Source organism: Streptomyces sp. NBC_01717 (assembly GCF_036248255.1).
Taxonomy (GTDB): Bacteria; Actinomycetota; Actinomycetes; order Streptomycetales; family Streptomycetaceae; genus Streptomyces.
This window is the reverse complement of sequence record NZ_CP109178.1, coordinates 4,941,928-4,967,379: the sequence shown is the minus strand read 5'-3', so window position 1 is coordinate 4,967,379 and position 25,452 is coordinate 4,941,928. Positions and strand designations below refer to the sequence as shown.

Annotated in this window: 19 protein-coding genes, 4 tRNA genes and 1 other RNA gene; 12 read left to right on the top strand and 12 right to left on the bottom strand. The window is 70.6% G+C overall.

Annotated elements, in window-relative coordinates:
• The first annotated feature begins 183 nt into the window (after positions 1 to 183).
• Positions 184 to 276, top strand: coding sequence for a putative leader peptide (locus OHB49_RS45850; protein ID WP_352303411.1), 93 nt, complete (start codon positions 184 to 186; stop codon positions 274 to 276).
• Between the two features lie 201 nt (positions 277 to 477).
• On the top strand, positions 478 to 1,962 hold the full coding sequence (locus OHB49_RS22510; RefSeq protein WP_329162496.1) for a sulfatase family protein: 1,485 nt from the start codon (positions 478 to 480) through the stop codon (positions 1,960 to 1,962).
• A gap of 1 nt (position 1,963) precedes the next feature.
• On the opposite strand, the gene OHB49_RS22505 is transcribed toward OHB49_RS22510, so the two are convergent.
• From OHB49_RS22505 to purS, 5 genes are all read right to left on the bottom strand, one after another.
• Positions 1,964 to 2,764, bottom strand: coding sequence for an META domain-containing protein (locus tag OHB49_RS22505; protein WP_234433064.1), 801 nt, complete (start codon positions 2,762 to 2,764; stop codon positions 1,964 to 1,966).
• Between the two features lie 57 nt (positions 2,765 to 2,821).
• Positions 2,822 to 3,622 (bottom strand): maleylpyruvate isomerase family mycothiol-dependent enzyme, encoded by an 801-nt coding sequence (locus OHB49_RS22500; protein ID WP_329162492.1) that lies wholly within the window; start codon positions 3,620 to 3,622, stop codon positions 2,822 to 2,824.
• A 202-nt stretch (positions 3,623 to 3,824) separates the two neighbouring features.
• Positions 3,825 to 6,074, bottom strand: coding sequence for a phosphoribosylformylglycinamidine synthase subunit PurL (purL, locus tag OHB49_RS22495; RefSeq protein ID WP_037854022.1), 2,250 nt, complete (start codon positions 6,072 to 6,074; stop codon positions 3,825 to 3,827).
• Positions 6,071 to 6,751: a phosphoribosylformylglycinamidine synthase subunit PurQ gene (gene purQ / locus OHB49_RS22490; protein ID WP_030929707.1), complete on the bottom strand. Its 681-nt coding sequence runs from the start codon at positions 6,749 to 6,751 to the stop codon at positions 6,071 to 6,073. The genes purL and purQ overlap by 4 nt, the downstream gene beginning before the upstream one ends.
• Positions 6,748 to 7,008 carry a phosphoribosylformylglycinamidine synthase subunit PurS gene (gene purS, locus OHB49_RS22485; RefSeq protein WP_030929711.1) on the bottom strand — a complete coding sequence of 87 codons (261 nt, stop codon included), beginning with the start codon at positions 7,006 to 7,008 and terminating at the stop codon, positions 6,748 to 6,750. Before purS ends, purQ begins: the two co-directional genes overlap by 4 nt.
• Positions 7,009 to 7,390: 382 nt before the next feature.
• On the opposite strand from purS, the gene OHB49_RS22480 reads away from it, so the two are divergent.
• From OHB49_RS22480 to OHB49_RS22445, 8 genes are all read left to right on the top strand, one after another.
• The gene (locus OHB49_RS22480; protein WP_030979955.1) at positions 7,391 to 7,726 is read left to right on the top strand and encodes a histone-like nucleoid-structuring protein Lsr2; all 336 of its coding nucleotides are present in this window, start codon (positions 7,391 to 7,393) and stop codon (positions 7,724 to 7,726) included.
• A 126-nt stretch (positions 7,727 to 7,852) separates the two neighbouring features.
• Positions 7,853 to 7,924, top strand: a tRNA-Gly gene (locus tag OHB49_RS22475).
• Between the two features lie 81 nt (positions 7,925 to 8,005).
• A tRNA-Gly gene (locus OHB49_RS22470) sits at positions 8,006 to 8,078 on the top strand.
• Between the two features lie 152 nt (positions 8,079 to 8,230).
• Positions 8,231 to 9,187, top strand: coding sequence for an ABC transporter ATP-binding protein (locus tag OHB49_RS22465; RefSeq protein ID WP_329162489.1), 957 nt, complete (start codon positions 8,231 to 8,233; stop codon positions 9,185 to 9,187).
• Positions 9,184 to 9,954: an ABC transporter permease gene (locus tag OHB49_RS22460; RefSeq protein WP_329162487.1), complete on the top strand. Its 771-nt coding sequence runs from the start codon at positions 9,184 to 9,186 to the stop codon at positions 9,952 to 9,954. The genes OHB49_RS22465 and OHB49_RS22460 overlap by 4 nt, the downstream gene beginning before the upstream one ends.
• Positions 9,955 to 9,978: 24 nt before the next feature.
• A complete protein-coding gene (locus OHB49_RS22455; protein WP_329166580.1) occupies positions 9,979 to 11,226 on the top strand; it encodes a sensor histidine kinase in 1,248 nt (415 codons plus the stop codon).
• Positions 11,223 to 11,834 (top strand): response regulator transcription factor, encoded by a 612-nt coding sequence (locus tag OHB49_RS22450; protein WP_030979959.1) that lies wholly within the window; start codon positions 11,223 to 11,225, stop codon positions 11,832 to 11,834. The genes OHB49_RS22455 and OHB49_RS22450 overlap by 4 nt, the downstream gene beginning before the upstream one ends.
• Before the next feature lie 22 nt (positions 11,835 to 11,856).
• Positions 11,857 to 11,932: transfer RNA gene (locus tag OHB49_RS22445), tRNA-Gly, on the top strand.
• A 44-nt stretch (positions 11,933 to 11,976) separates the two neighbouring features.
• Here the strand turns inward: OHB49_RS22445 and OHB49_RS22440 are convergent.
• The 6 genes from OHB49_RS22440 to ffs form a co-directional block, all read right to left on the bottom strand.
• The gene (locus OHB49_RS22440) at positions 11,977 to 12,876 is read right to left on the bottom strand and encodes a phosphoribosylaminoimidazolesuccinocarboxamide synthase (RefSeq protein ID WP_030979960.1); all 900 of its coding nucleotides are present in this window, start codon (positions 12,874 to 12,876) and stop codon (positions 11,977 to 11,979) included.
• Between the two features lie 111 nt (positions 12,877 to 12,987).
• Complete coding sequence (locus OHB49_RS22435) at positions 12,988 to 14,448, bottom strand: N,N-dimethylformamidase beta subunit family domain-containing protein (RefSeq protein WP_329162484.1); 1,461 nt, start codon at positions 14,446 to 14,448, stop codon at positions 12,988 to 12,990.
• A gap of 202 nt (positions 14,449 to 14,650) precedes the next feature.
• A complete protein-coding gene (locus OHB49_RS22430) occupies positions 14,651 to 16,414 on the bottom strand; it encodes a hypothetical protein (protein ID WP_329162482.1) in 1,764 nt (587 codons plus the stop codon).
• 306 nt (positions 16,415 to 16,720) lie between these two features.
• Positions 16,721 to 17,971, bottom strand: a complete 1,251-nt coding sequence (purD, locus tag OHB49_RS22425) for a phosphoribosylamine--glycine ligase (RefSeq protein ID WP_030979963.1) — start codon at positions 17,969 to 17,971, stop codon at positions 16,721 to 16,723.
• 93 nt (positions 17,972 to 18,064) lie between these two features.
• The gene (locus OHB49_RS22420; RefSeq protein ID WP_329162479.1) at positions 18,065 to 20,242 is read right to left on the bottom strand and encodes a DNA polymerase III subunit gamma and tau; all 2,178 of its coding nucleotides are present in this window, start codon (positions 20,240 to 20,242) and stop codon (positions 18,065 to 18,067) included.
• A 115-nt stretch (positions 20,243 to 20,357) separates the two neighbouring features.
• Positions 20,358 to 20,452, bottom strand: an RNA gene (gene ffs / locus OHB49_RS22415) — signal recognition particle sRNA small type.
• A 110-nt stretch (positions 20,453 to 20,562) separates the two neighbouring features.
• Here ffs and OHB49_RS22410 point away from each other — a divergent pair.
• Both OHB49_RS22410 and OHB49_RS22405 read left to right on the top strand, forming a co-directional pair.
• Positions 20,563 to 20,650, top strand: a tRNA-Ser gene (locus tag OHB49_RS22410).
• Positions 20,651 to 21,150: 500 nt separating this feature from the next.
• On the top strand, positions 21,151 to 23,103 hold the full coding sequence (locus tag OHB49_RS22405; protein WP_063756381.1) for a glycoside hydrolase family 15 protein: 1,953 nt from the start codon (positions 21,151 to 21,153) through the stop codon (positions 23,101 to 23,103).
• Between the two features lie 91 nt (positions 23,104 to 23,194).
• Here the strand turns inward: OHB49_RS22405 and OHB49_RS22400 are convergent, their stop codons facing one another.
• Positions 23,195 to 25,312, bottom strand: a complete 2,118-nt coding sequence (locus OHB49_RS22400; protein WP_329162475.1) for an FUSC family protein — start codon at positions 25,310 to 25,312, stop codon at positions 23,195 to 23,197.
• Between the last annotated feature and the right edge of the window lie 140 nt (positions 25,313 to 25,452).

Genomic DNA, 25,452 nt, shown 5'->3' with positions numbered 1-25,452 from the left:
GGTGAGCCTCACACCGGACGAGGGGCCGACGGGGCGGTATGCGGCTTCCCCGCCACCACACCTCGGTTCGTGGATCGCACCGGTCCCGGTTTCGGATCTCGCTGCCCCGCGGCGCGTCGGCCGACGTCCGGAGTGCGAGACCGGCGTTGACAGGCGCATGCCTCCTTGGCAGGCTCCTGCCCCATGCAGCCTCTCGGTGACCGTTCGGTCACGCTCGTGGAGCGCCGCCACGTCGATCTGGGACGTGTCGCGAGCGCCATCTGTCGCTGCGCCTGATTTCCGCGACGCACACCGCGTCGACGCGCGCCTGCTGACGGCGCCGAGCCCGCCCTCGCGTCGGCGTCCTCCGCTTCCGTTCCTGCTTTCCCTCACTCGTACCCGTGTGCGCGTCCGCATGTCCGCAGGTGACGCCTGACGGGTCGGGTTAGGCCTCCCTCCGCCCCGCCGTGCGCGGCCGAGCCCTGTCCTGGAGCAGTCATGCCTTCTCGCGACCCAAGTAGTTCGAACGAAAGTGCGGATTCGATATCGCTGACCCGGCGTGCCTTCGGGACCGCCGTCGGCGCGACCGCCGCAACAGCCGCGGTCGGAATCCCGGCCGTCGCCACGCCCGCCTCCGCCGCCACGCCTGTCTCGGCGGCTGCGGCCGCTCCCGACGAGGCGTCCCGTGAGCGTCCCTTCCGGGCGGCCCGCGGCAAGCACTCCCGGCGGCCCAACATCCTCTTCATCCTCGGCGACGACCTCGGCTGGGCCGACCTCTCCTCGTACGGCTCCCCGCACATCCGCACCCCGAACCTGGACCGTCTCGGCCGCCAGGGCGTGCGGTTCACGGACGCCTACTCCGGCTCCGCGACCTGCTCCCCCACCCGTTTCAGCCTCTACACCGGGCGCTACCCGGGCCGTACGAAGGGCGGTCTCGCCGAGCCCATCGCGGACCGGTCGGTGGGCCTCGAACCCACGCACCCGACGCTCGCCTCTCTGCTGCGCGGAGTCGGGTACGCCACCGCGCTGATCGGCAAGTGGCACTGCGGCTATCTGCCGGACTACAGCCCCACCAAGTCCGGCTGGGACGAGTTCTTCGGGAACTTCGGCGGGGCGCTGGAGTACTACTCCAAGCTCGGCCTCGCCGGCGAGTACGACCTGTACGAGGGCGACGCCGAGTACAAGGACCTCCGCTACTACACGCGGATCCTGACCGAGCGCGCGAGCGAGTACGTACGGCGCGACCACGACAAGCCGTGGCTGCTCAATCTCAACTTCACCACCCCGCACTGGCCGTGGATCGCGGAGGGCGACACGGCCGAGAGCGCCGAGATCGTCCGCAGGATCAGGGCCGGGGGCCTGGCGGGGCTGTTCCACGCGGACGGCGGCTCGGTCGCGAAGTACAAACAGATGGTGGAGGACCTGGACCGCTCGGTCGGCGAGGTGCTGAAGGCACTGGAGCGGTCCGGCCAGGCGGAGGACACCCTGGTCTTCTTCGCCAGCGACAACGGCGGCGAGCGGTTCTCGTACCAGTGGCCGCTCTCCGGCAACAAGTCCTCGCTGCAGGAGGGCGGGATCCGGGTCCCGGCAGTGCTGCGCTGGCCGGCCAGGATCGACCCGCACCAGGTGAGCGGTCTGCCGGTGTTCTCGCCGGACTGGACCGCGACGCTGCTGGAGCTCGGCGGCGCGCGGCCGGACCCCGCGTACCCGCTGGACGGCATCAGCCTCGCCGGATACCTGCTGAGGGGCGAGGAGCCGAAGGAGCGGGATCTGTTCTGGCGGGTACGCGGGGAGCGGGCGCTGCGACGCGGCGGCTGGAAGTACTACCGGGGCAGGAGCGGGACCGACCAGCTGTTCCAGCTCGCCCATGACCAGCGGGAACAGGCGGACCGGGCACAGGCCGAACCGAAGCTGCTGGCCGAGCTGCGGGCGTCCTGGGAGAGGACGGACGCCGGCCTGCTCCCGTACTCGACGGGGGCCTGACTCACTTCCCGGGTGCGGGTGCCGTGGCGCTGAAACCCTCGCCGTTCGCGGCGGTGAGGGTCAGCGTGCGGTGATCGATCCTGTACGTCGTCCTCCCGTCCAGGATCGCGAGCAGCGCGCGTTCCACCTTCATCTGCGGATCCGGGCACATCATCTTCGTGCCGTTGATCCGGCCGAACGTGATGGCGGAGCCGGAGACCGTCGCGGTGCCGCGGATCTGGTTGCAGCCCGGGCTGCCCTGCACGGAGTCGTCCTTGCCGAAGCTCAGTTGCGCCTTCCTCCCCGCACCGGCGGGCAGTGACGAGGAGGCCGAACCGGAGACCAGAGCGGTGACGGTCCAGGTGGTGCCGACGAGCGGGGCGGCACGCTCCGAGGTGAAGGCGATGGAGTCGCCCTTCGCCGTGGTCAGGGTCAGGCTCTTCTCCGCCACAGCAGCGGTGAGTCTGCCGCTGAACGTGCTGGACAGGGCCCGCTCGAACTGCTGAAGATCCTTCTCGCAACCCATCTCGGTGGCCGTGGCCGGCTTCACGGTGACCGTGTCACCGTCCACGCGGACCGGGGCGGTGAAGTGGTTGCAGCCGAAGTTGCCGGTGGCCCTGCCGTCGGGTGTGATCGTGACGTGCGCGCCGTCCGGGGCCACGGTCCTCTTCCCTCCGACCGTCACCGAATCGACGTTCCAGTGGACGCCGGTGACGGGCAGGTCGGTCCGTACGGTGCCGCTGCCGTCGCCGGACCCCGAGCCGGAACCCGACTCCGTACCGCACGCGGCGAGGGTGAGGAGAGCCAGGACGCTGACAGTCATTCGTTGTCCGAACATGGCCATGTGACGGTACGAGGGTCCGATCCGGTTCCCCGCCTTTCAGCCGAGCAGTGGCAGCAGGTCGCTCAGGTCGGCCCGCTCACCGCTCGCGCTGACTTTCGCCTCGTCGAGCGCCCGGGACCACTGCGTACGCCCGGTGGCGAGCCGGATCCAGGTCAGCGGATCGGTCTCGACGACATTGGGCGGCGTACCGCGGGTGTGCTTCGGACCCTGGACGCACTGGACGACCGAGAACGGCGGGACCCGCACCTCGACCGAACCGCCGGGCGCCTTCTCCGCGAGAGCGTCCGTGAGCAGCCGGGTGCAGGCGGCGAGGGCCTGCCGGTCGTACGGGATGTCCAGCCCGGCCGCCGCGTTCAGGTCGTCCGTGTGCACGACGAGTTCGACCGTGCGGGTGACGAGGAAGTCACCCAGCCGCATCACGCCCACCCGGGTGGGCAGCAACCGGTCCTCGCCCACGCCCGGCACCACCGCCTCGAACCGCTCGGCGGCCTCCGCGTACAGCGCGTCGAGATCGGGGCGGTCCGCGGCGAGCGCCTTGGCGTCGTCGGTGATCCGGCCGGCCCGCTCGGCGGTCGAGAACGGCCACTCCAGCAGCGCGAGCTCGGGCTTCTCGCCGGGCGGCTCCGGCAGTTCCAGGTTCCGGCAGACGTTCGAGACCGCCATTGTCAGATGGGCGGCGAGTTCGCGCACCGTCCACTCCCCGAGCCGGGTCGGCAGAGCCAGCTGATCCGGCGTCAGAGTACTGACCGCGGCCCGGACATGGGCGAACTGCGCCTGTACGGCGGTGCGGGTCCGGACGAGGTCGTAGCGACGGGCGCGCTTCTGGGACGGCGGCATGGCAGCGAGCCTACGGGCAGCCGGCGGGCGCCGTGCCCAGGTCGGCCTCGGTCGCGAAGGAGCCCAGGCCGTACTCCGAGCCGCAGTGACGCTGCCGCTCACCACCGCCGGACCGATCCGGCACCGGTACGCACGCGATGACGAAGCCCCCGCCCGGTGGACCGGACGGGGGCTTCGCTCAAAGCGCTGACACGGCACCGGCTCAGGCGAGCAGACCCGGAATCGTCGCCTCGTGCGCCGTGCGGAGCTCGCTCAGCGGAATGCTGAACTCGCCCTGGACCTCGATCTCCTCGCCGTCCACGACACCGATCCGGGTGACGGGCAGACCCCGCGCACCGCACATGTCGTTGAAACGGAGCTCCTCGCTGCGCGGAATCGAGACGACCGCGCGGCCCGCCGACTCCGAGAAGAGGAAGGTGAACGCGTCCAGACCGTCCGGCACGACCAACCGGGCACCCTTCCCGCCACGGAGGCAGGACTCGGTGACCGCCTGGATCAGACCGCCGTCGGAGACGTCGTGCGCCGCGTCGACCATGCCGTCGCGGGACGCCGAGATCAAGATCTCGCCGAGCAGCTTCTCGCGGCCCAGGTCGACCTTGGGCGGCAGACCGCCGAGGTGGTTGTGGACGACCTCGGACCAGGCCGAGCCGCCGAACTCCTCACGCGTGTCGCCGAGCAGGTAGAGGAGCTGGCCCTCTTCCTTGAAGGCGACCGGCGTACGCCGTGTCACGTCGTCGATCACACCGAGCACGGCCACGACCGGCGTCGGGTGGATCGCCGTCTCACCGGTCTGGTTGTACAGCGACACGTTGCCGCCGGTGACCGGGGTGCCGAGCTCCAGGCAGCCGTCCGCGAGACCACGGGTGGCCTCGGCGAACTGCCACATGACGTCCGGGTCCTCGGGCGAACCGAAGTTCAGGCAGTCCGAGATGGCGAGCGGCTTGGCGCCGGAGGTGGCGACATTGCGGTACGCCTCCGCCAGTGCGAGCTGCGCGCCCGTGTACGGGTCGAGCTTCGCGTACCGGCCGTTGCCGTCGGTCGCCATGGCCACGCCCAGGTTCGACTTCTCGTCGATCCGGACCATGCCGGCGTCCTCGGGCATCGCGAGCACGGTGTTGCCCTGCACGAACCGGTCGTACTGGTCCGTGATCCACGCCTTGGAGGCCTGGTTCGGCGAGGCGACCAGCTTGAGGACCTGCTCGCGCAGCTCGGCGGCGTTCGCCGGGCGGGCCAGCTTGTTCGCGTCGTCGGCCTGCAGCGCGTCCTGCCAGGACGGGCGGGCGAACGGGCGGTGGTACGTCGGGCCCTCGTGGGCGACGGACCGCGGCGGCACGTCGACGATCTGCTCGCCGTGCCAGAAGATCTCCAGCTGCGAGCCCTCGGTCACCTCACCGATGACGGTGGCGATGACGTCCCACTTCTCGCAGATCTCCATGAAGCGGTCGACCTTGTCCGGCTCGACGATCGCGCACATGCGCTCCTGCGACTCGCTCATGAGGATTTCCTCGGGCGAGAGGGAGGAGTCGCGCAGCGGAACGGTGTCCAGCTCGACGCGCATACCGCCGGAGCCCGCGGAGGCCAGCTCCGAGGTGGCGCAGGAAAGGCCCGCACCGCCGAGGTCCTGGATACCGGCGACGAGCTTCTCGCCGAAGATCTCCAGGGTGCACTCGATCAGGAGCTTCTCCTGGAACGGGTCGCCGACCTGGACGGCCGGGCGCTTCGCCGGGCCGGTCGACTCGAAGGTCTCCGAGGCCAGGACCGAGACGCCGCCGATGCCGTCGCCGCCGGTGCGAGCGCCGTACAGGATCACCTTGTTGCCGGGGCCGGACGCCTTGGCGAGGTGGATGTCCTCGTGCTTCATCACGCCGATGCAGCCGGCGTTGACGAGCGGGTTGCCCTGGTAGCAGGCGTCGAAGACGACCTCGCCGCCGATGTTCGGCAGACCGAGGCAGTTGCCGTACCCGCCGATGCCCGCGACGACGCCGGGCAGTACCCGCTTGGTGTCGGGGTGGTCGGCCGCGCCGAACCGCAGCGGGTCGACGACCGCGACGGGGCGGGCGCCCATGGCGAGGATGTCGCGGACGATGCCGCCGACGCCGGTGGCCGCGCCCTGGTAGGGCTCGATGTACGAGGGGTGGTTGTGCGACTCGACCTTGAAGGTGACCGCGTAACCCTGACCGACGTCGACCACACCGGCGTTCTCGCCGATGCCGACGAGCATCGCGTCGTTGGCGGGGACCTTCTCACCGAACTGCTTGAGGTGGACCTTGCTGCTCTTGTACGAGCAGTGCTCGGACCACATCACGGAGTACATGGCGAGTTCGGCGCCGGTGGGACGACGGCCCAGGATCTCGCGGATCCGGGCGTACTCGTCCTCCTTGAGGCCGAGCTCCTTCCAGGGCTGCGCGACGTCCGGGGTCTCGGCCGCGTGCTTGACCGTATCCAGGCTCATGCGTTGACCAGCTTCTTGATGATCGAGGTGAAGAAACCGAGGCCGTCGGTGCGACCGGTTCCGATCAGCGGCTCGACGGCGTGCTCCGGGTGCGGCATCAGACCGACGACGTTGCCCGCGGCATTGGTGATGCCGGCGATGTCGCGCAGCGAACCGTTGGGGTTCACATCCAGGTAGCGGAAGGCGACGCGGCCCTCCGCCTCCAGCTCGTCGAGGACGCGCTCGTCGGCGACGTAACGCCCGTCCATGTTCTTGAGCGGTACGGAGATTTCCTGGCCCGCGGAGTAGTCCGAGGTCCAGGCGGTCTCCGCGTTCTCGACGCGCAGCTTCTGATCGCGGCAGATGAAGTGCAGGTGGTTGTTGCGCAGCATCGCGCCGGGCAGCAGATGTGCCTCGGTCAGAATCTGGAAGCCGTTGCAGATACCGAGGACCGGCATTCCGGCCTTCGCCTGCTCGATGACGGTCTCCATGACCGGCGAGAACCGGGAGATGGCTCCGGCCCTCAGATAGTCGCCGTAGGAGAAACCGCCCGCCAGGATGACCGCGTCGACCTGGTGCAGGTCCTTGTCGCGGTGCCACAGCGATACGGGTTCGGCGCCCGCGACGCGTACGGCCCTCAGGCTGTCCTGGTCGTCGAGCGTGCCGGGAAAGGTGACGACTCCGATACGAGCAGTCACTTCGACTCCTCGGCCTTCTCCACCTTCACGGTGAAGTCCTCGATGACGGTGTTGGCGAGGAACGTCTCGGCCATCTCATGAATGCGGGTGAGGGCGGCGTCGTCGACCGGCCCCTCGACCTCGAGCTCGAAACGCTTTCCCTGACGTACGTCCGCGATTCCCTCGAAGCCGAGACGGGGCAGTGCGCGCTGCACCGCCTGTCCTTGCGGGTCGAGGATCTCGGGCTTGAGCATGACGTCGACTACGACGCGTGCCACTGGCACTCCCGGTGGTGGTGTGGTGCGGCTGTTTCTCCGGGGGGCTCCCCAGACCCCCGCAGGTGACCTCAGCCTACCTGGCCGGAAATTCTACGCGGGTAGATATCACCGGGCCCTGATCACGCGGAGATATCGGCCGTGACAACGTGCGGGAAAAGTCCCGCGAAAAAAATCCTCACAGGATCGCGCATAGAAGGTGGACACGCGCAGGTAATTGGCTGGGCTTCACAATGCGGTGCCTACCGCTGTACAAATGATTAGCAGGGAAAGCAGTATTGCCTCTAAACAGTCGACACATGTCGGCCCCCATCCGCCCAGCAGCCGGAAGGCCGGCATCAGCGCATGTCAGACGCGCCGATGCCGCAGGAAAGGACCAATATCCGTGGCTCAGCGCGTAGTGGTCACGCTCTCCGACGACATCGACGGGGGAGAAGCGGCGGAAACGGTTGCCTTCGCCCTGGACGGGAAGTCGTACGAGATCGACCTGAATCCGTCCAATGCAAAGAAACTGCGCAAGGCCCTGGCCCCGTACATGGCGGCCGGCCGTAAGCAGACAAATGCCAGCAAGCACGGCAAGACCCCCGTGTCGTACCGGCACACCTCGCTCGCGCCCGACCCGGCGGCCGTGCGCGCCTGGGCCCGGTCCCACCGAATGGACGTACCGGCCCGCGGCCGGATCCCCAAGAAGGTCTACGAGGCCTTCCGCGAGGCGAGTTGAGGGACACCGGAACCCACCTTGCGGCGACACCCCGCAGGCACCGACTTGCGCGACACCCCATCAGGTCGGCTAGAGTCTGGAGCACGCCGAGGGGCAAGGCCGAAAAGGCCGAACCTCACGCAGCGTGCGGGTGTAGTTCAGTAGCAGAACATCCCCCTTCCAGGGGGAAGGCGCAGTGTGCAATTCCTGTCACCCGCTCTGCATCACTCTTATGGACCACTCCGGTGGATCAGGTAGAGTGGTGTTCGCACCGCCCAGTGAAAGCTGAGCGGCAGCAATGCGGACGTGGCTCAGTTGGTAGAGCATCACCTTGCCAAGGTGAGGGTCGCGAGTTCGAATCTCGTCGTCCGCTCTTGATCGTGTTGTTCGAAGGCCCTGGTCGATATCGACCAGGGCCTTCGTCGTATTCCGACGCCCTGCTCCGTGACCGCCCATGACGTTTGTCATGGGCAGTGATGACAGCTCGCACTGCTCGCGGCCGCCATCCGGCGGAAACCTGAAGGCATGACCACTGATGAATGCGTGATCGCGGCGGACGGAGTGCAGCGACGTTATGCCGGCGGCTTCGAGGCGGTGACCGGGATCTCCTTCTCCGTGGCGCGCGGCGAGATCTTCGCGCTGCTCGGGACGAACGGCGCGGGCAAGACATCCACCGTCGAACTGCTGGAAGGGCTGGCCCGGCCCGACGGCGGTCTCGTCCGGGTGCTGGGCCACGACCCGTATCGCGAGCGCGCCGCCGTCCGCCCCCGGATCGGGGTGATGCTCCAGGAAGGCGGATTCCCGTCCGATCTCACGGTCGCCGAGACCCTGCGGATGTGGTCGGGATGCACCAGTGCGCCGCGGCCCACCGGCGAGGCGCTGGAACTGGTCGGGCTCAGCGACCGGGCGCGCGTACGGGTCAAGCAGCTCTCCGGCGGCGAGAAGCGGCGCCTCGATCTGGCACTGGCGCTGCTCGGCCGGCCGGACGTGCTCTTCCTGGACGAGCCGACCACCGGGCTCGATGCCGAGGGGCGGCGTGACACCTGGGAGCTGGTACGGACGCTGCGGGACGGCGGCACGACGGTCCTGCTCACCACGCACTACCTGGAAGAGGCGGAATCACTCGCCGACCGGCTGGCGATCATGCACCGGGGCCGGATCGTGGTGGCGGGCACGCCTGCCGAGGTGACAGCGTCCCGCCCGGCCCGGATCCGGTTCGAGCTGCCCGGCGGGGTCGGCGCACGGCGGCTGCCGCTGGGGCTGCGGGCCGCGGCCGACGGCCGGCGGATCGAGATCCGCACCCACCGGCTGCAGGAGTCGCTGGGCGAACTGCTGCGCTGGGCACAGGAGTCGGACGTGGAACTACTGCGGCTCGACGCCCGCTCGGCCTCGCTCGAAGAGGCATTTCTCGATATCGCTCGGACGGCACAGGACACGACGGCACGTGAGACCTCAGGACAGGAAGCGGCGGTGGCGGCATGACGAGCACAACGGTCCAGGGACGGCTGCGCGCTCTCGGGCGGGCCGAGCTGACGCTGCTCCTGCGGAACAGGACGGCGGTCTTCGTCGCGCTGCTCGTCCCGGTCGTGATGGTCGCGGCGATGAAGTCGTCGCTCGAATCGGTCGACCTCGCCGGCACCGGCGTGAGCGTCGCCGGAGCGGCACTGAGCGGCGGCGTCGGCATGGTGCTGATCCAGGTCGTCTACATGAACCTGGCCGCCGCCTACGTCGCACGACGCGAGGATCTGGTGCTCAAGCGGCTGCGTACCGGAGAGGTACCCGACCGGGAGATCCTCACCGGTACCGCTCTGCCGTCCGTGGCTCTGGCCCTTGTGCAGACCGCGCTGATGATCTCGGTCGGCTCCGCCGCCTTCGGGCTCGACGGGCCGCAGCGGCCCGAGTTGCTCGCCGCCGGGCTGCTGCTGGGTGCGGTGATGCTCACCGCACTGGCGGCAGCGACCTCTGTGATGACCCGCACCGTCCAGACCGCGCAGCTCACCACCCTGCCGCTGTTCCTCGTCTCGATGGTGGGCTCCGGGCTCTTCGTACCCCTCAACGTGCTCCCGGACGGACTGGCGTCGGTGTGCGAACTGCTGCCGATGACCGGGGTGATGACCCTCGTACGGACCGGCTGGCTCGGCGGAGGGGAGAGCGCCGAGCTGCTCCGGGCAGGGCTCAACGCGCTGGTCTGGACGGCGCTTGCGGTGTTTGCTGTGCAGCGGTGGTTCCGCTGGGAACCCCGGCGCTGAGGGGGCTGTGCTGTGTGGGGACGGATGCTGGGCTGGCAGCGCGGCTGGCAGGAGCGCGGCAAGCTCGAGCGAATTTCTCTCTATTCGCGGTTCACCGTGGCGGTGATGCCCTGGCTCTTCACGCTGGCGTGGGGACTGGCGCCCTTCTCCTCGGACATCTCGCACGATCCGCTGCCCTTGGCACTGGGCGGGACACTCCTGCTGGTGAGCCTCGCGCAGTGCGTGCTGAGCAACAGGAACGTGAAGCCGTCGTACGAGCACTATCTCGGCACGTCCGTCTTCCCCCGGCGCCGGCTGGTGGCGCCGTCGGCGCTGATGGCGCTGGCCCTGGGGCTGCTGGCGGCGCTGAGCGGCGCAGGCGGCATCGACGACGACGGGCTGCTTCTGCTGGTCATGAACACCCCAATGGCGTTGATGATCACCCAGGTGCTGCTCGTCCCGGCCCGTACCTTCCTGGTCCAGTCCCTGGTCCTGACGGCCCTGACCGTCGGGCTCTTCGCCGCCGTCGGGGTGCGCGGCGGCATCCTGGCCGGGGTGATCCCGACGACGATGTTCGGGTGCCTCCTGGTCCTGGTGTCCATACGGCCCAGCGTCTGGAGCCTCGGCGTGATGTGGCAGGCGGAGGGCGCCCGGGATCTGCAGGCGCGGCTGGCCGTCGCCGAGGAGCGGCTGCGGTTCGGCCGGGACATGCATGACGTCCTGGGCCGGAATCTGGCCGTGATCGCGTTGAAGAGCGAACTGGCGGTGGAGCTGGCGCAGCGCGGCAGGGCGGAGGCCGTGGACCAGATGGTCGAGGTGCAACGGATCGCGCGCGCCTCCCAGCAGGAGGTGCGCGATGTAGTCCGCGGATACCGGGAGGCCGATCTGAGTACGGAACTGGTCGGCGCGCAGGGCGTGCTGAAGGCGGCCGGCATCGTGTGCGAGGTGACGGGCGACGGCGGCGGGCAGCTGCCCGCCGCCGTGCAGTCGGCGCTCGGCTGGGCCGTGCGGGAGGCGGCGACCAATGTCCTGCGGCACGGTGACCCCCGGCTCTGCACGATCCGGCTCAGCACCTCGGCGGACGGGGTGGTGCTGGACGTGGAGAACGACGGGGCACCGTGCACGGCGGCCGGGGAGAGCGGTTCCGGGCTGGCCGGGCTGCGGGAGCGGCTGGGCGTCCTCGACGGTTCGCTGGACGCGGGTCCGGTGGGCGCCGGAATGTTCAGGCTGACGGCGAGGATCCCGCTGACGCGCGGGGAAAGCCGTCCTGCGGCTCTGGAGGGGCGGCGATGAGCGCGGTACGTGTACTGCTCGCCGACGACGAGCATCTGATCCGGGGGGCGCTCGCCGCGCTGCTCGCGCTGGAGGACGACCTCGTGGTGGTCGCGGAGGCGGCGACCGGCCCGGAGGCTCTCGCCATGGCGCGGGCCCACCGTCCCGATGTGGCGGTCCTCGATCTGCAGATGCCGGGGGCGGACGGTGTGAGTGTGGCCACATCGCTGCGGGCCGAACTGCCCGGCTGCCGGACCATGATCGTGACCGGTCACGGCCGCCCCGGACATCTGAAGCGGGCGCTCGCGGCGGGTGTGCGGGCGTTCGTACCGAAGACGGTCAGTGCCCGGCAACTGGCCGGCATCATCCGTACCGTGCACGCCGGAAACCGTTATGTGGACCCGGAGTTGGCAGCCGATGCGATCTCCGCCGGAGACTCGCCGCTGACCGTGCGCGAGGCCGAGGTACTGGAACTGGCGGCGGACGGCGCGCCGGTGGCGGAGATCGCGGAGCGGGCGTCCTTGTCGCAGGGGACCGTACGGAACTACCTCTCCGCGGCCGCCTCGAAGCTCGGCGCGGAGAACCGTCATGCGGCAGTGCGTCTCGCGCGGGACCGAGGATGGGTATAGTGGTTTTCGCGCTTCGGCGCATGCGAACGTAGCTCAGCTGGTAGAGCGCAACCTTGCCAAGGTTGAGGTCGCGAGTTCGAACCTCGTCGTTCGCTCCATGCAAGAAGGCCCCGGTCCTCGTGACCGGGGCCTTCTTCGTGTCCTACTGCCAGACGTTGCCGGTGAGGAGCTCGTACGCCTCCAGGTACTTCGACCGGGTCGCGTCGACGATCTCCTGCGGCAGTGCCGGGGGCGGCTGCTCGCTCTTGCGGTCCCAGCCGGAGGCCGGCGAGGTCAGCCAGTCCCGTACGAACTGCTTGTCGTACGAGGGCTGGGCCTTGCCCGGCTCCCAGGCGGCGGCCGGCCAGAAGCGGGACGAGTCCGGTGTCAGCACCTCGTCCGCGATGATCAGCTCGTCACCGTCGAAGCCGAACTCGAACTTCGTGTCCGCGAGGATGATGCCGCGCTCACGGGCGATGTCCCGGGCCCGGGCGTAGACGTCGAGGGTGGTGCGGCGCAGCTGGGCCGCGGTCTCCGTGCCGACCTCGCGGGCCACTTCCTCGTACGACACGTTCTCGTCGTGGTCGCCGACGGCCGCCTTGGTGGCGGGGGTGAAGATCGGCGCCGGGAGTTCGGAGCCGTCGACGAGGCCCTCGGGGAGGGCGAGGCCGCAGACCGTACGGGACGCGTTGTACTCGACCAGGCCCGAGCCGGTCAGATAGCCGCGGGCGACACACTCGACCGGGACCATCCGCAGCGACTTGCAGATCAGCGTCCGGCCGGCCCAGTCCGCGGGTGCCCCGGCGGGGAGCTCCGTGGACAGGACGTGGTTCGGGACGAGATCGGAGAGCTGGTCGAACCACCACAGCGACAGCCGGGTGAGGACGCGCCCCTTGTCGGGGATCTCGGTGGGCAGGACCCAGTCGTACGCGGACATACGGTCGCTGGCGACCATGACGAGGTCGCCCGCCTCGTTCCGGTACAGATCCCGCACCTTGCCGGTGTGGAGGTGGGTGAGTCCGGGGACCACCACGGGCTCGGGCTTTTCTACGAATCCGGACACGCTGCCTCCGCGTAGGTTGATCCAGGAGTCGTTCCGATTGTCCCGTATCCGGATGGGGTGAGGTGGAGCGGGGTGGAGCAGGGGCAGCGCGTGGCGGCGGCGACAAGTCGTTCAGGCGTGTTTGCAGATGCGGTCGAGGAGATTGGCGGTGGCGCGCTGGATGCGCGGGTCCACATGGCCGGGGCGGTCCAGCGCCGGGGACCAGGCGAAGGTGCCGGAGGCGAAGACGAGGGCGCCTGAAGGGGCCCGGTACAGGGACGTCTCCTGGTGGCGCGTCGCGCCTTCGCTGTCCTGGTAGGGGGAGTGGGCGAGCAGGATGCGGTTCTCGTGCTGGGGGAGTGTGGTGCGCGGGAAGTAGCGGTCGGCCTCGCCCGCGACCAGTCCGTCGATCTCGTCGCCCTCGTCGGCCCCGGTCGCGTCCCAGAGCCAGTGCTCCGCGTTCCGTACGACCAGGGGGTGGGGGTCGGGGACCCGGCCCGCGTACTGGATGCCGAGGAGTTGCTGCTCGGCCCGGTCGACCTCGCGCCAGAGCGCGGGCTTCCCCGGGCCACGGCGCTTGCGGCAGGTGAGCAGCCGGTCCGGTACGCCGGACGGCGACGGGGAGAGGCTGACCTGCCAGTACATGGTGTTGGCGGAGAGGAAGACCAGCGAGGTGCCGCCTTCCCGGGCGGCCTCCACCGTGCGGCGCATCGGGACCGACCAGTACTCGTCGTGGCCCGGGAAGACCAGGCCCCGGTAGCGGCCGACGTCGATCCGGCCCGCGTGCAGATCTCGGGTGTCGGCGTACGCGATGTCGTAGCCGTACCGCTCGGCCCAGCGGATGAAGTCGTAGGCATGACCGACATGGAGCGGCAGACCGGCACCCGCGTACGGGCGGTCGAAGGAGACGGTGACCGCGGCGTCCTCCTCGCCCAGGAGCCGGCCCTGCTCGTCCCAGGCGTGGTAGAGGCTGGCGCCGGTGCGGCCGTCCTCGGGGTAGAGGTTGTACGCCTGCCAGGTGATGTCCGGCAGGACGAGCAGCAGATCCGCCGGGTGGTCGTCACGCACCGTGAAAGGGATGTGGGAGCGGTATCCGTCGGCCGTGGTGAGCACGGCGACATAGGCGCCGATCGACCAGTAGGTGGGGATCTGCAGCCGCCAGGACTGCCACCAGTGGTGGCAGGAGACGGTCCGGTCGGCGGTGAGCGGGGGCGGCTGGACGATGCCGGAGAGCCGCGGGCTGGTGGTGATCTTGGCGGCGCCGTCGCCGCCGTAATGGCCGATCCGGTAGATGTCCACGGAGAACTGCTGGGGCGGGTCCACGGTGATGTGGAAGTCGATCGCCTCGCCGGGTGCCGCCGCGCCGGTCGAGATGAAGCCCTTGATCTGGCGGTGCACGTCGTCGGCGGTACGGGTGCCGCCTCCGGTACCTCGGGCCAGGGCGAGATCGGCGTACCAGGGGACGACCTGGCCGGTGTCGTCGAAGTAGTTCTCGCTGCCGCGCAGCCAGGGGAGGGGGCCCTGGCCGAAGGGGTCGGAGACGGCATGCGCCAGGGCACCCGATTCCCACCGACGAATCTGCTCCGCCCCCATAGCGCTTACCTCCCTCGAATCCCCCGAGACAACGGTGATGTGCCGACTCGGCGCGCCGAGTGTCAGCCTGTGATGTGACGGCTGTCAGCGCCGATCCCCAGCACATCACATAACGCATGCACTCCGTCACCGTTCGTCGTGAATTGACGTGAATGGAACGCGCCCCTCCGGATTGCCGGGCGGGGACGGGGTGGGCCCTGGGTCACACGAGACGGACGGGCTTGTCCGTGCGGACACCGACCGAGGCGAGCCAGCAACGCAGCGGTCCGGCGTCCCCGTCCTCGACCAGGCTGAGCACGGGACTACCCAGATCCGCCCGGCGCTCGCCGTCGACCAGCAGGGCCGGCCCGTCGAGCCAGTCGAGGCCGGGCGCCGCGCCTGCCGTGTCCACGGCGGCACAGCAGACCATCGCCGCGACATGATCTGCGAGCAGCTCCGTGCCGGTACGGGGCGGCTGGAGCGGAAAGAGCGGCAGGGGGTCGGGGCCCCAGAAGTCCAGGGCGTCCCCGTCGGAAACGGCGGGCGGGCCTGCCGGGGGCTGCTGCGGGGCTGCCGCCTCCTCGCGGGCCACCGCCGCGCTGATCCCGGCCGCGAGCTCCTCGCCCCGCCCGTCCGGGCCGGCGAGCTGCTCGACGACCCGGGCCAGTGTGGGCACGGCGACACCGACGGCATCGGCGCCGTGTGCCCCGAAAGCCCGGACAGCCCCGGCTCCCCCGACCGCCTCGTCGGGTCCTCCGGCCGGGGCGGGACGTACGCCCATCGCGTCGAGGACGCGGAGCAGCCGGGCCGCTTCGGTACGCCACTTCCGGTCGACGACCTCTTCCGGATACTGCTGCCAGTCGACCGGGGACCAGTCGGGACCGGTCTCTGCGGGGCCGCCGTGGAAGAGGCGGGCGGCGAGCAGCGAGGCCGCCTCGTCGGCGGCGCCCGGCTCCTCGAGGAGGTCGCAGGCGGGGCGCTCACCGAGTCGGGAGGTGAAGCCCTCGGCGAGGCGATCACGCCGGGACAGCTCGGTGAGGGCGGAGACGACGCCCGCGTCGAGTCGTGACGGCCAGCGGCCCATCCGCCAGGCCGGCAGCGCGACCCGGGTGAGCAGCCGGTCCCAGCCCGCGTAGGCAAGGCCGACCTGCTCCTGGGCCGCGATCCGCAGCCCGTAATCCACAGCCTGTGCACGCTCGGACGCGGCGGCGGCGACACCCCGCTCCATCGCGGCGGCATGGCCGCGACAGCTGCGCAGGAGCAGCCGGGCGATCCAGCCGACGAGGCCGCGCGGCAGCCTGCGCAGCCCCGAGAACCGTCCGAGGGCGGGGGCGGCCGCGTCGGCGACCGCGCCGTCCAGCCCTCGTACGAAACGGCGGGCGGCGGCTATATCGGGGTGGGCGGCGGGGCCCGTACCCGCGACGACCGGGGCGAGCACCGCCCGTAGCTCAGCGACCCGCATCCACCACAGGAACGGCGACCCGATGACCAGCACGGGCGCCACCGGCGCCCGATGACGGCGGCCACCGGGAGCGGCGGGCCGGGTCGCCGGGCTCTCCGCGGGCTGCGCGGAGCGGTGTGTGCGGTCCTCCAGCCAGCTGTCGCAGTCGGGCGTCAGGGCTATGGCCGACGGCGCGGGTACGTCGAGCCGGTCGGCGAGGTCCCGGACCAGCCGATAGAGATCGGGGGCGGCTTGCTCGGTGAGCGGGACGGTCGGACTGACCGCCGGCCTCGCTCGTGCGATCGCGACCGAGACCGCTGCGGCGCCCAGCAGCACGACCGCCGCGCAGGCCGTCACGGCCCAGCGCACGGCGTCCCAACCGCCGCCGCCGATGCGGCCCTGCGCGGCTGCGACGAGCAGCACGACGGCGACCGCCGCCGGCAGCAGGGCCACGGCTGTCGCCCTGCTGCGGATGCGCAGCAGGGCGAGAGCTCTGGCGCGCGCAGCCTGCGCACCCAGCTCCTCACCAGTACCGGTACCGGACACAGCCGGACGTCACCCCCTCTGCCCCCGCGGCGGTAGTGCTCACTCCCCCACTGTGGCACCCGTCACTGACATCGCAATGCCGGTGGGCCAAGTGCCGGAACGCTTGCGCCGCACCCTAGTTGGGGCCTCGGCGGCCGTCATCCGGATGGCTCAGCCGTCACTCGATGGAATGGCTTTGGGCAAAGGTGCTGACGGACCGGTGTCCATAGGGCAAAGGCGCTCGGGCAGCCGGCCGGGACGTCCGGGGACATGCCGCACCCCCTCGGGCCTCGGGCCTGAGGGGGCGCGATGCACAGGGCCGGCCGGTCAGACTCCGGCGGCCTTCCGCGCGATGTCCGTACGCAGCTGCGAGCCGTCGAGCCGGATCCGAGCGGCCGCCGTGTAGGCACGCTCGCGGGCGCTGGCGAGGTCCTTGCCGGTCGCGGTCACGGACAGCACGCGGCCGCCCGCGCTGACGATCTCGTCGCCGTCACGCCTGGTCCCCGCGTGCAGGACATACGCATGCGGGGCGTCCTGCGCCGCCACCTCGTCGAGGCCGTGGATCGGGTCACCCGTCCGCGGCGTGTCCGGGTAGTTGTGCGAGGCGATGACCACGGTGACCGCGGCGTCGTCACGCCACTTGAGCAGGGGCAGCTCGTCGAGGGTGCCGTTGGCGGAACCCAGCAGGACACCGGCCAGTGGAGTCTTCAGACGGGCCAGGACCACCTGGGTCTCCGGGTCGCCGAAGCGGGCGTTGAACTCGATGACCCGGACGCCGCGCGAGGTGATCGCGAGACCCGCGTACAGCAGCCCGGAGAAAGGGGTGCCGCGGCGGCGGAGCTCGTCGACGGTCGGCTGGAGGACCGTCTCCATGACCTCGTCGACCAGCTTGGGATCGGCCCACGGGAGCGGGGAGTACGCGCCCATGCCGCCGGTGTTCGGGCCCTCGTCGTCGTCGAGGGCGCGCTTGAAGTCCTGGGCGGGCTGGAGCGGCAGCACGGTGGTGCCGTCCGTGATCGCGAAGAGGCTCACCTCGGGGCCGTCGAGGAACTCCTCGATGACCACGCGGTCGCAGGCCAGCGCGTGGGCACGGGCCGCCGCGATGTCGTCCGTGACGACGACGCCCTTGCCTGCGGCGAGGCCGTCGTCCTTGACGACGAACGGGGCGCCGAAGGCGTCGAGGGCGGTGTCGATCTCGGCGGGGGTGGTGCAGACGTAGCTGCGGGCGGTGGGGACACCCGCCCCGGCCATCACGTCCTTGGCGAACGCCTTGGAGCCCTCAAGCTGGGCCGCCTCACCGGAGGGGCCGAAGCAGGGGATGCCCGCGGCGCGCACGGCGTCGGCGACCCCGGCGACAAGCGGCGCCTCCGGGCCGACGACCACCAGCTCGGCGCCCAGTTCGGTGGCGAGGCGCGCGACGGCGTCGCCGTCGAGCGCGTCGACCGGGTGCAGTTCGGCCACCTCTGCGATGCCGGCATTGCCGGGCGCGCAGTACAGAGCGGTGACGTCGGGGTCGAGGGAGAGAGAGCGGCACAGGGCGTGTTCGCGGGCGCCGCCGCCGATGACGAGGACCTTCACGGGGTGCAGCCTAACCGCCGGGGCGCGGCGGCCTTGACGGATGCCGCTCCGTGGACATCCCGTGAGGCGTACCGCGGCCCCGCCCGGCCCGCGCTACTCGTTGGTGAACTCCTCGACGACGGTGGCCCCCAGCTCCCGGACGATCAGGTCATGACCGGAGAGCGCCGAGTCGACCAGATCCGGGTCGTCCGCCTCCGGAGTGTCGTCCTCCGGGGCGACCGGACGCGGCGGCTCGGGAGCGGCCTGCGGCTGCGGGGCGGGGGCCGCGGCGGGGGCGGCGCCCGGCTGCTGGTGCTGGGCCGGCGCGGGCCGGGACTCGTACTGCTGCGGGGCGGGCGCGGCCGGGCGCTGCGGTGCGGGCGGGGCGGACGGCCGGCCACCACCGGTCTGCGGGGGCTGTCCCGCGCCACCCGACAGGTCGACGATCGCCTCGATCTTCCACTGCATGTTGAACTGCTCGGCGAGCGCCTGCTTGAGCACGTCCTCGCTGCCGCTGCTCGCGAAGTTGTCGCGGGCACCGGCGTTCAGGAAGCCGATCTGCAGGGTAGCGCCGTCGAACCCGGTGACCTGCGCGTTCTGGCTGAGCAGGATCCAGGTGAACCGGCGCCGGTTCTTGACGGCCTCGAGGATGTCCGGCCACATGTTCCGCACCTGCGCGGCACCCTGCATCATGCCCGGGCTCGGCTGGGGAGCACCGGAGGCGGCGGCCGGGGCTGCGGGGGCCGGGGCAGGGGCGACGGGGGCCGGTGCCTGACCCGGGGCGGAGGCGGTCGGCCAGCCACCGGGGCGGCGCCCGGACTCCGGCGCGGCCGCGGCGGGCCAGGCCCCGGGACGCTGCCCACCCGCGGGAGCCTCGGAGGGCGGCTGCGGAGCGGCGGGGGCAGGAGCAGGAGCAGGAACAGGAGCAGGAGCAGCGGACGCTGCCGGCGCCGCGTACTCGGCGGGTTGTACGGGCGCGGCGGGGGGCGCGGCCTCGGGGGCGTCCCCCCGCGCGGCTGCCCGCGCCGCGGCGACCCCGTCACCCGGCGGAACCACGGCTACCGGTGCATGCGCCTGCGCCTGAGGCCCCGGTACGTATCCCATGGCGGGCCCGGCCCCGGCGGCCGCAAAGGACGCGCCGCGCTCCAGTCGGTCCAGCCGGGCCTGCAGCGAACGCTCGTCGTCGAAGGCCGCGGGGAGCAGCACCCGAGCGCAGATCAGCTCGACCTGGAGACGGGGCGAGGTCGCCCCGCGCATCTCCGTGAGCCCCTGGTTGACCAGGTCGGCGGCGCGGCTCAGCTCGGCGGCGCCGAAGACGGACGCCTGGGCCTGCATCCGCTCGACCACATCGGCGGGTGCGTCGATGAGGCCCTTCTCCCCGGCGTCCGGCACAGCGGCCAGGATCACCAGGTCGCGCAGCCGCTCCAGCAGGTCGGCGACGAAGCGCCGCGGGTCGTTTCCGCCCTCGATCACCCGGTCCACGACCTCGAACGCCGCGGCCCCGTCGCCCGCGGCGAACGCGTCCACGATGGAGTCGAGCAGCGACAGGTCCGTATAACCGAGCAGCGAGGTCGCCATGGCATATGTCACACCGTCGTCGCCCGCGCCCGCCAGCAGCTGGTCCATCACGGACATCGAGTCACGCACGGATCCGGCACCGGCCCGCACGACCAGCGGGAGGACGCCGTCCTCGACGTAGCTGTTCTCCCTGCCGCAGACCTCGGCGAGATATTCGCGCAGCGTCCCCGGCGGCACGAGGCGGAACGGGTAGTGGTGCGTACGCGACCGGATCGTGCCGATGACCTTCTCGGGTTCGGTGGTCGCGAAGATGAACTTGAGGTGCTCCGGCGGCTCCTCGACCACCTTCAGCAGGGCGTTGAACCCCGCCGATGTGACCATGTGCGCCTCGTCGATGATGTAGATCTTGTAACGACTGGACGCGGGCCCGAAGAACGCCTTCTCCCGCAGATCACGGGCGTCGTCCACGCCACCGTGCGATGCGGCGTCGATCTCGATGACATCGATCGACCCCGGCCCGTTGCGCGCGAGGTCGCGGCAGGACTGGCACTCCCCGCACGGCGTCGGCGTCGGCCCCTGCTCACAGTTCAGACAGCGGGCGAGGATGCGCGCACTGGTCGTCTTCCCGCAGCCGCGCGGCCCACTGAACAGGTACGCGTGATTGACCCGGTTGTTCCGCAGGGCCTGCTGCAGCGGGTCAGTGACATGCTCCTGCCCAATGACCTCGGCGAACGACTCGGGGCGATAGCGGCGGTACAGCGCAAGGGACGACACACCTACGAGGTTATCGGGGCGGACCGACAACCGGCCCCGGCCCGGGCACAGCACCGGGGCCCGGGCGGCCCCGCACCACCGGAAGACGCCGGGAAACTCCGCAGGCCCCGAGAACGCAAGGGCCCCCCACGCACCCGCCAGAGCCAACCTACCCTTGCTGCCTTCCGGCCCTGGGGGAGTTCAGTCAGATAGCGCCACGTGAGGGGCTGATGCCTACCTTAGCCGATCCCACCCCGATCAAGTCCACCGGCCGCCGTCCCGACCCCCGCCGTGGGGAACGTGTTCGCGAGCACTCCTCAACGTCTTGTATTGTTTGCCGCGGAGGATTCGCCTAGTGGCCTAGGGCGCACGCTTGGAAAGCGTGTTGGGGGCAACCCCTCACGAGTTCGAATCTCGTATCCTCCGCCATTGCTCTCACCGGGCAATACGTTGAAGGGCTCCACCGCTTGCGGTGGGGCCCTTCGACGTTCGTGGTCTCGTCCGCAGTCTCACGAGATTTTTCGGAGCCCTCCGGCCCACTCTCCTCGGCGTCCTGAGCCACCTCCCGGACGAGGCCGCCGACCCGCTGCGCGACATCGGCGAGGATGCCGCCCGTCACGTGCTGACGGCGGGCCGCCATCGCCGTGGACGACCACCCCATGATCTGCATCACGACCTGCTCGGGGAACCGAGGATGGGCAGAACCGTTGCTGCGGTGGCCGGGTGATCCGGCTATCCGGACGAAGCCGGCCTCTCCCACCGGAGGACACCGTCGGCGTATGTGCCGGACGAGTCGGTCCGCTTCCAGGAGTAATGCGAACCCTGGGAACGCCGGGCAGTCTGGAGGTGGGGCACATGGCGTGTCCGCAAGCGGCATGGCCGGGAGCAGCGACGTCACCGCTGACGCCAGGCAAATGGGAAGAGACCCCATGAACGAACATCCGCTGATCGAAGACCACGGACTCATCGGTGACCTGCAGACGGCGGCGCTGGTCTCCACCGAGGGAACGATCGACTGGTTCTGCAGCCCGCGATTCGACTCGCCGAGTATCTTCGGAGCACTGCTCGACGGTGAGAACGGCGGTCACTGGACCATCGCTCCCCAGGCGCCGACGTATGCGACCAAGCAGCTCTACTACCCGGACACCTGTGTGCTGCTCACCAGATTCATGACCGAGCAAGGCGTCGGATCGGTCGTGGATTTCATGCCGCCTGCCTCGCCACGCAACCCGACGAGCAACCACCGGCTGGTCCGCATGCTGCGGTGCACACGCGGCGAGATCTCGTTCGACATCGAGATCGCCCCCCGGTTCGACTACGCGCGGCAACCGCATGAGGTCACATCGTCCATGGGCGGCTGGCATTTCGCCGGCCGAGACACGGACCTGACCATCCACGTGGTGGACACATTCGACGACGAGCGCCTGGACGACCGGAGAATCCGCGCAGGTAACGTGCTCATGTCTATAGGCCTGCGAGCCGGTATGACCCGCGGTCTCGTGCTGGAGACGTTCGCTGACGGTCCGCCACGCGTCGTTCCGCCGGAGGAATGCGAGCGCCTTCTGGAGGACACCATCGCCTTCTGGCACAGCTGGCTGGCGTGTTCGCGCTACACGGGACGGTGGCGGGAGGTGGTCAACCGCTCCGCCATGACGCTCAAACTGATGACGTATGCCCCGTCCGGGGCCATGGTCGCGGCTCCGACCACCAGCCTGCCGGAACAGGTCGGAGGCGAGCGCAACTGGGACTATCGCTACGCGTGGGTGCGTGATGCGTCCCTGTCCCTGCACGCGCTGCTCGGGCTGGGATTCACCGACGAAGCCATGGCGTTCACCGAGTGGCTGGGCGACCGCGTTCAGGAAGCCGCCGGTCCGGGCGAGCACCCTCTGAAGATCATGTACCGCGTCGACGGCTCCTCCGACCTGGCGGAGCAGACCCTGGGTCACTGGGAGGGCTACCGTTCCTCGGCCCCGGTGCGGGTTGGTAACGGTGCCGCTGACCAGTTGCAGCTCGACATCTACGGATCGGCATTGGAGTGCCTCCATTTCGCCGACCAGCGCGGTCTGCCGACAACCTGCCGCGTCTGGCAGGCGCTGATCGACACGGTGGACTGGGTGTGCGAGAACTGGGACCGTCCCGAAGCCGGTATCTGGGAAACGCGGGGCGGTGACAAGGACTTCACCTATGGGCGGCTCATGAGCTGGATCGCGTTGGACCGAGCCATCCGCATGTCCTCCCGAAGCGGCCGCCCCGCCGAGGTGCAGCGCTGGACGAAGGAACGCGACGCCATCTACTGGCAGATCCTGCAGCGAGGTTGGAGTCCGGGGCGTGCCGCGTTCACGCAGTACCTGGGCAGCGAGGTCCTGGACTCCGCGCTTCTGCGGATGCCCGCGGTCGGGTTCATCCCCCCTCAGGATCCGCGATGGCTCTCGACCTTGGACGCGATCAAGAAAGATCTCGTGTCCGACGGCCTCGTGTACCGGTACGACCCCTCTGCCTCTCCGGACGGGCTACGCGGTTCCGAAGGCACCTTCTCGGCGTGTACTTTCTGGTACGTCGAAGCCCTCGCCCGCGCCGGCCATCTGCGTGAAGGGCGACTCGTCTTCGAGAAGATGCTCACCTACGCCAATCATCTCGGTCTGTACTCCGAGGAAATCGGGCTGACCGGCGAGCAACTCGGCAACTTCCCGCAGGCATTGACCCACCTTGCCCTCGTCACCGCTGCGCTGAGCCTGGATGCGCATCTCGACGCCGCCATGCCAGGCTTCCCTCCCACCTCATCGGGCCCGGATCTCTACGCGCAACCGATGGCAGCAGGGGCCGGAGGTCCACCAGTCACGCTGACCACCCCATATCCGTGGGACCACATCATCCGCAGGTGAGCACGGGCGAGCCGGCGACTGGTCCGGTGGTCGGGCCACGGCAGGGATCCAGGCCTCTCATGGTCAGTGCGGACGGCGACCCCCCGGAATTTCAGGCTGTCGCGTGGCGATGGGGGCGGTGGCGGGAGGCAATGGTGGCGGTCAGGGCCTCGACGGCGTCGACGGTTGCGGAGCTCAGGGCGACGGCGCGGCTGGTCGCGGCGCTTCCGGAGCCGTCGGACGTCTCGGCCAGCAGGCCCGAGCGGGCGATGAACGAGTCGAACACCGACCGCAGTGCCCCCGGGACCACGGTCTCGGCTCCGGCGGCGGCGCGGGCCAGGGCGGCAAGGTGTTCGTGCAGCGGATCGGCCAGTTCGGTCAGCCCCGGCACGGTGTCCTGCGGGGTACGCGGCAGGTGTCCGCCCAGCAGGGTGGCGCATCCGGCGACCTTGGACACCTGGGTCCTGATCTGCTCCAGCTGAGCACTCGACCAGGGCCCGCGGTGCTCGGCCGGCTCGGCGTGCGACCGCTCCACCGCGGCCTCCAGGTGCTCCCTGACCTGCCGTGATCGCGCTCGCAGCTCGTCGATGGCTGCCGGATCGGTCGCTCTGACGTCGGCATAGCCGGTCAGCAGCTCGGGGAGCAGCCGGTCCTGCACCCGCAGCCACTCCGCGAGCAGGCCCGGCAGCCGCCGGGTGGACCAGGTCGGCCAGACCAGGAAGATGAGTACGGCGAGCGCGGCGCCGAGCACGGTGTCGGCGGCGCGGGCCCACGCCGTGGGCCCGGGCAGCCCGCCGACGTGGTGGATCAGGAAGACGATCCAAGTGGTCAGCCACAGGTTGAGCATCAGCTGTCCGGTCCGCAGGGTCACGAACGAGGCCGCGGCCAGCACCACCAACGCGACCGCAAGGCCGGTGGGCGACCAGTGCGGCAGGGACAGCACCCAGGCGAGGAAGCCGCCCAGCACGGCCCCGGCCGCCCGTCCCCAGCCGCGGGCGATGGTGTGCCCGTACTCGGGAAAGAGCACCAGCATGGTGGTCAGGGCAACCCAGAACCCGTGCGCGGAGATGCCCAGCCCGCCCCACCCGCCGATCGACCGGCCGACGACCTCGGCGACCGCCACGCCCACTGCGAGCCGCACCGCATGGCGGAAGATCGGCGACTGGGGACGCAACTGCGCCCGAATCCGCCGGGCGGTGCGTGCCACGGACGGCGTACCCGCGTACAGGCCCGGCACCTCGGTGTGGGGTTCCAACACATCGCCGAGGCGGGCGTCGGTCGAGCGCCGGGCCAGCTGCTCCGCCAGCCGCAGCCGCGCGGCCAGGTCGCGCGGGCTGCGCACGGGCGAGTCGGCCGCCCACGACTCCAGGAGGGTCCAGACCTCGTCGGGGATGTGGTGCTCGTGGCCGGAGGCCACCGTACGGGAGATGTCGCCCAGCACCTGCGCGGCGGCGGCCAGTGCCTCCTCGTTCCCGGCCGCTACCGACGCGGGTACCGTCAGCCGCAGGGTCTGCAGCGCGCGGCGGATGCGCTCGGCCTCTCCCAGCAGTCCGAACACGGCCGCCGCCGGCGGTCGGCTGAACTGCGGCAGCAGGCCCAGCGCCTGCCGGGCCGCCGTGAACGGATCGGACCGGACCGAGCCGGCGGAGTCGGCCGTGACCGAGGCCTCGGCGAGCGACTGGTACAGGGCCGCCAGGGCGCGCCGCTGGGCGGCGAACCGCGGACCGTACGGCGGGAGCAGCTGCAGGACCACGACGAGTCCGGTCCCGGTCGCGATCCACCCGGCCATCACCAGGCCGCCGTGCACGTCGGGAGCGAGATCAGCCGTGATCATCAGCCCGATGAGCGTGAGGCAACCCCGGATGCCGGGCGCGACGCCCAGCGTCCGCCACAGTCCGGCGGCGAACGCCGCTACCGCGAGCAGCAGCAGGAACAGCCAGGTGGTTCCGTGCACCAGGGCCCCCAGCACCGCCATTGCGCTGAAGGCCGCGGCCATCCCGAGCGCGTTCACCGCACGGTGCCGCAGTGGCGTCAGCAGCGTACCGATGCCGCAGATGAACGCACCGACGCTGGCCATGGCCCCGGCGACCGGGTCGTCCAGCAACCGGCCGAGGACCGTGGCGAGCAGCACGGCCAGTACGGCCCGTGCGATCGCCGAGGGGGCGGCGAACGCCCGCTGGATGCGTAGCCCGTCCCGGCCGATCGTGATCAGTGACGACCACCAGCGCATGTCCGGGCCTCCTTAGCGGCGCGGAAGCAGCGCTCTCATCCTCTGTCGACCCCGGCATGGCTGCCACTCGCTGCACCTGGACAGCGCCGCTCAGGGTGGTGAGTCAGGCGGCGACCGGTCGTCCGGGAAGGAGGTCGATG

What these genes read in the sequence shown, in the direction of transcription:
- OHB49_RS22450 (WP_030979959.1), top strand. Translation starts at nt 11,223, where the DNA reads ATGAGCGCGGTACGTGTACTGCTCGCCGACGACGAGCATCTGATCCGG.
- OHB49_RS22435 (WP_329162484.1), bottom strand. Translation starts at nt 14,448, where the DNA reads ATGGGGGCGGAGCAGATTCGTCGGTGGGAATCGGGTGCCCTGGCGCAT.
- OHB49_RS22405 (WP_063756381.1), top strand. Translation starts at nt 21,151, where the DNA reads ATGAACGAACATCCGCTGATCGAAGACCACGGACTCATCGGTGACCTG.
- OHB49_RS22460 (WP_329162487.1), top strand. Translation starts at nt 9,184, where the DNA reads ATGACGAGCACAACGGTCCAGGGACGGCTGCGCGCTCTCGGGCGGGCC.
- OHB49_RS22400 (WP_329162475.1), bottom strand. Translation starts at nt 25,312, where the DNA reads ATGCGCTGGTGGTCGTCACTGATCACGATCGGCCGGGACGGGCTACGC.
- OHB49_RS22510 (WP_329162496.1), top strand. Translation starts at nt 478, where the DNA reads ATGCCTTCTCGCGACCCAAGTAGTTCGAACGAAAGTGCGGATTCGATA.
- OHB49_RS22455 (WP_329166580.1), top strand. Translation starts at nt 9,979, where the DNA reads ATGCTGGGCTGGCAGCGCGGCTGGCAGGAGCGCGGCAAGCTCGAGCGA.
- OHB49_RS22465 (WP_329162489.1), top strand. Translation starts at nt 8,231, where the DNA reads ATGACCACTGATGAATGCGTGATCGCGGCGGACGGAGTGCAGCGACGT.
- purL (WP_037854022.1), bottom strand. Translation starts at nt 6,074, where the DNA reads ATGAGCCTGGATACGGTCAAGCACGCGGCCGAGACCCCGGACGTCGCG.
- OHB49_RS45850 (WP_352303411.1), top strand. Translation starts at nt 184, where the DNA reads ATGCAGCCTCTCGGTGACCGTTCGGTCACGCTCGTGGAGCGCCGCCAC.
- OHB49_RS22505 (WP_234433064.1), bottom strand. Translation starts at nt 2,764, where the DNA reads ATGACTGTCAGCGTCCTGGCTCTCCTCACCCTCGCCGCGTGCGGTACG.
- OHB49_RS22500 (WP_329162492.1), bottom strand. Translation starts at nt 3,622, where the DNA reads ATGCCGCCGTCCCAGAAGCGCGCCCGTCGCTACGACCTCGTCCGGACC.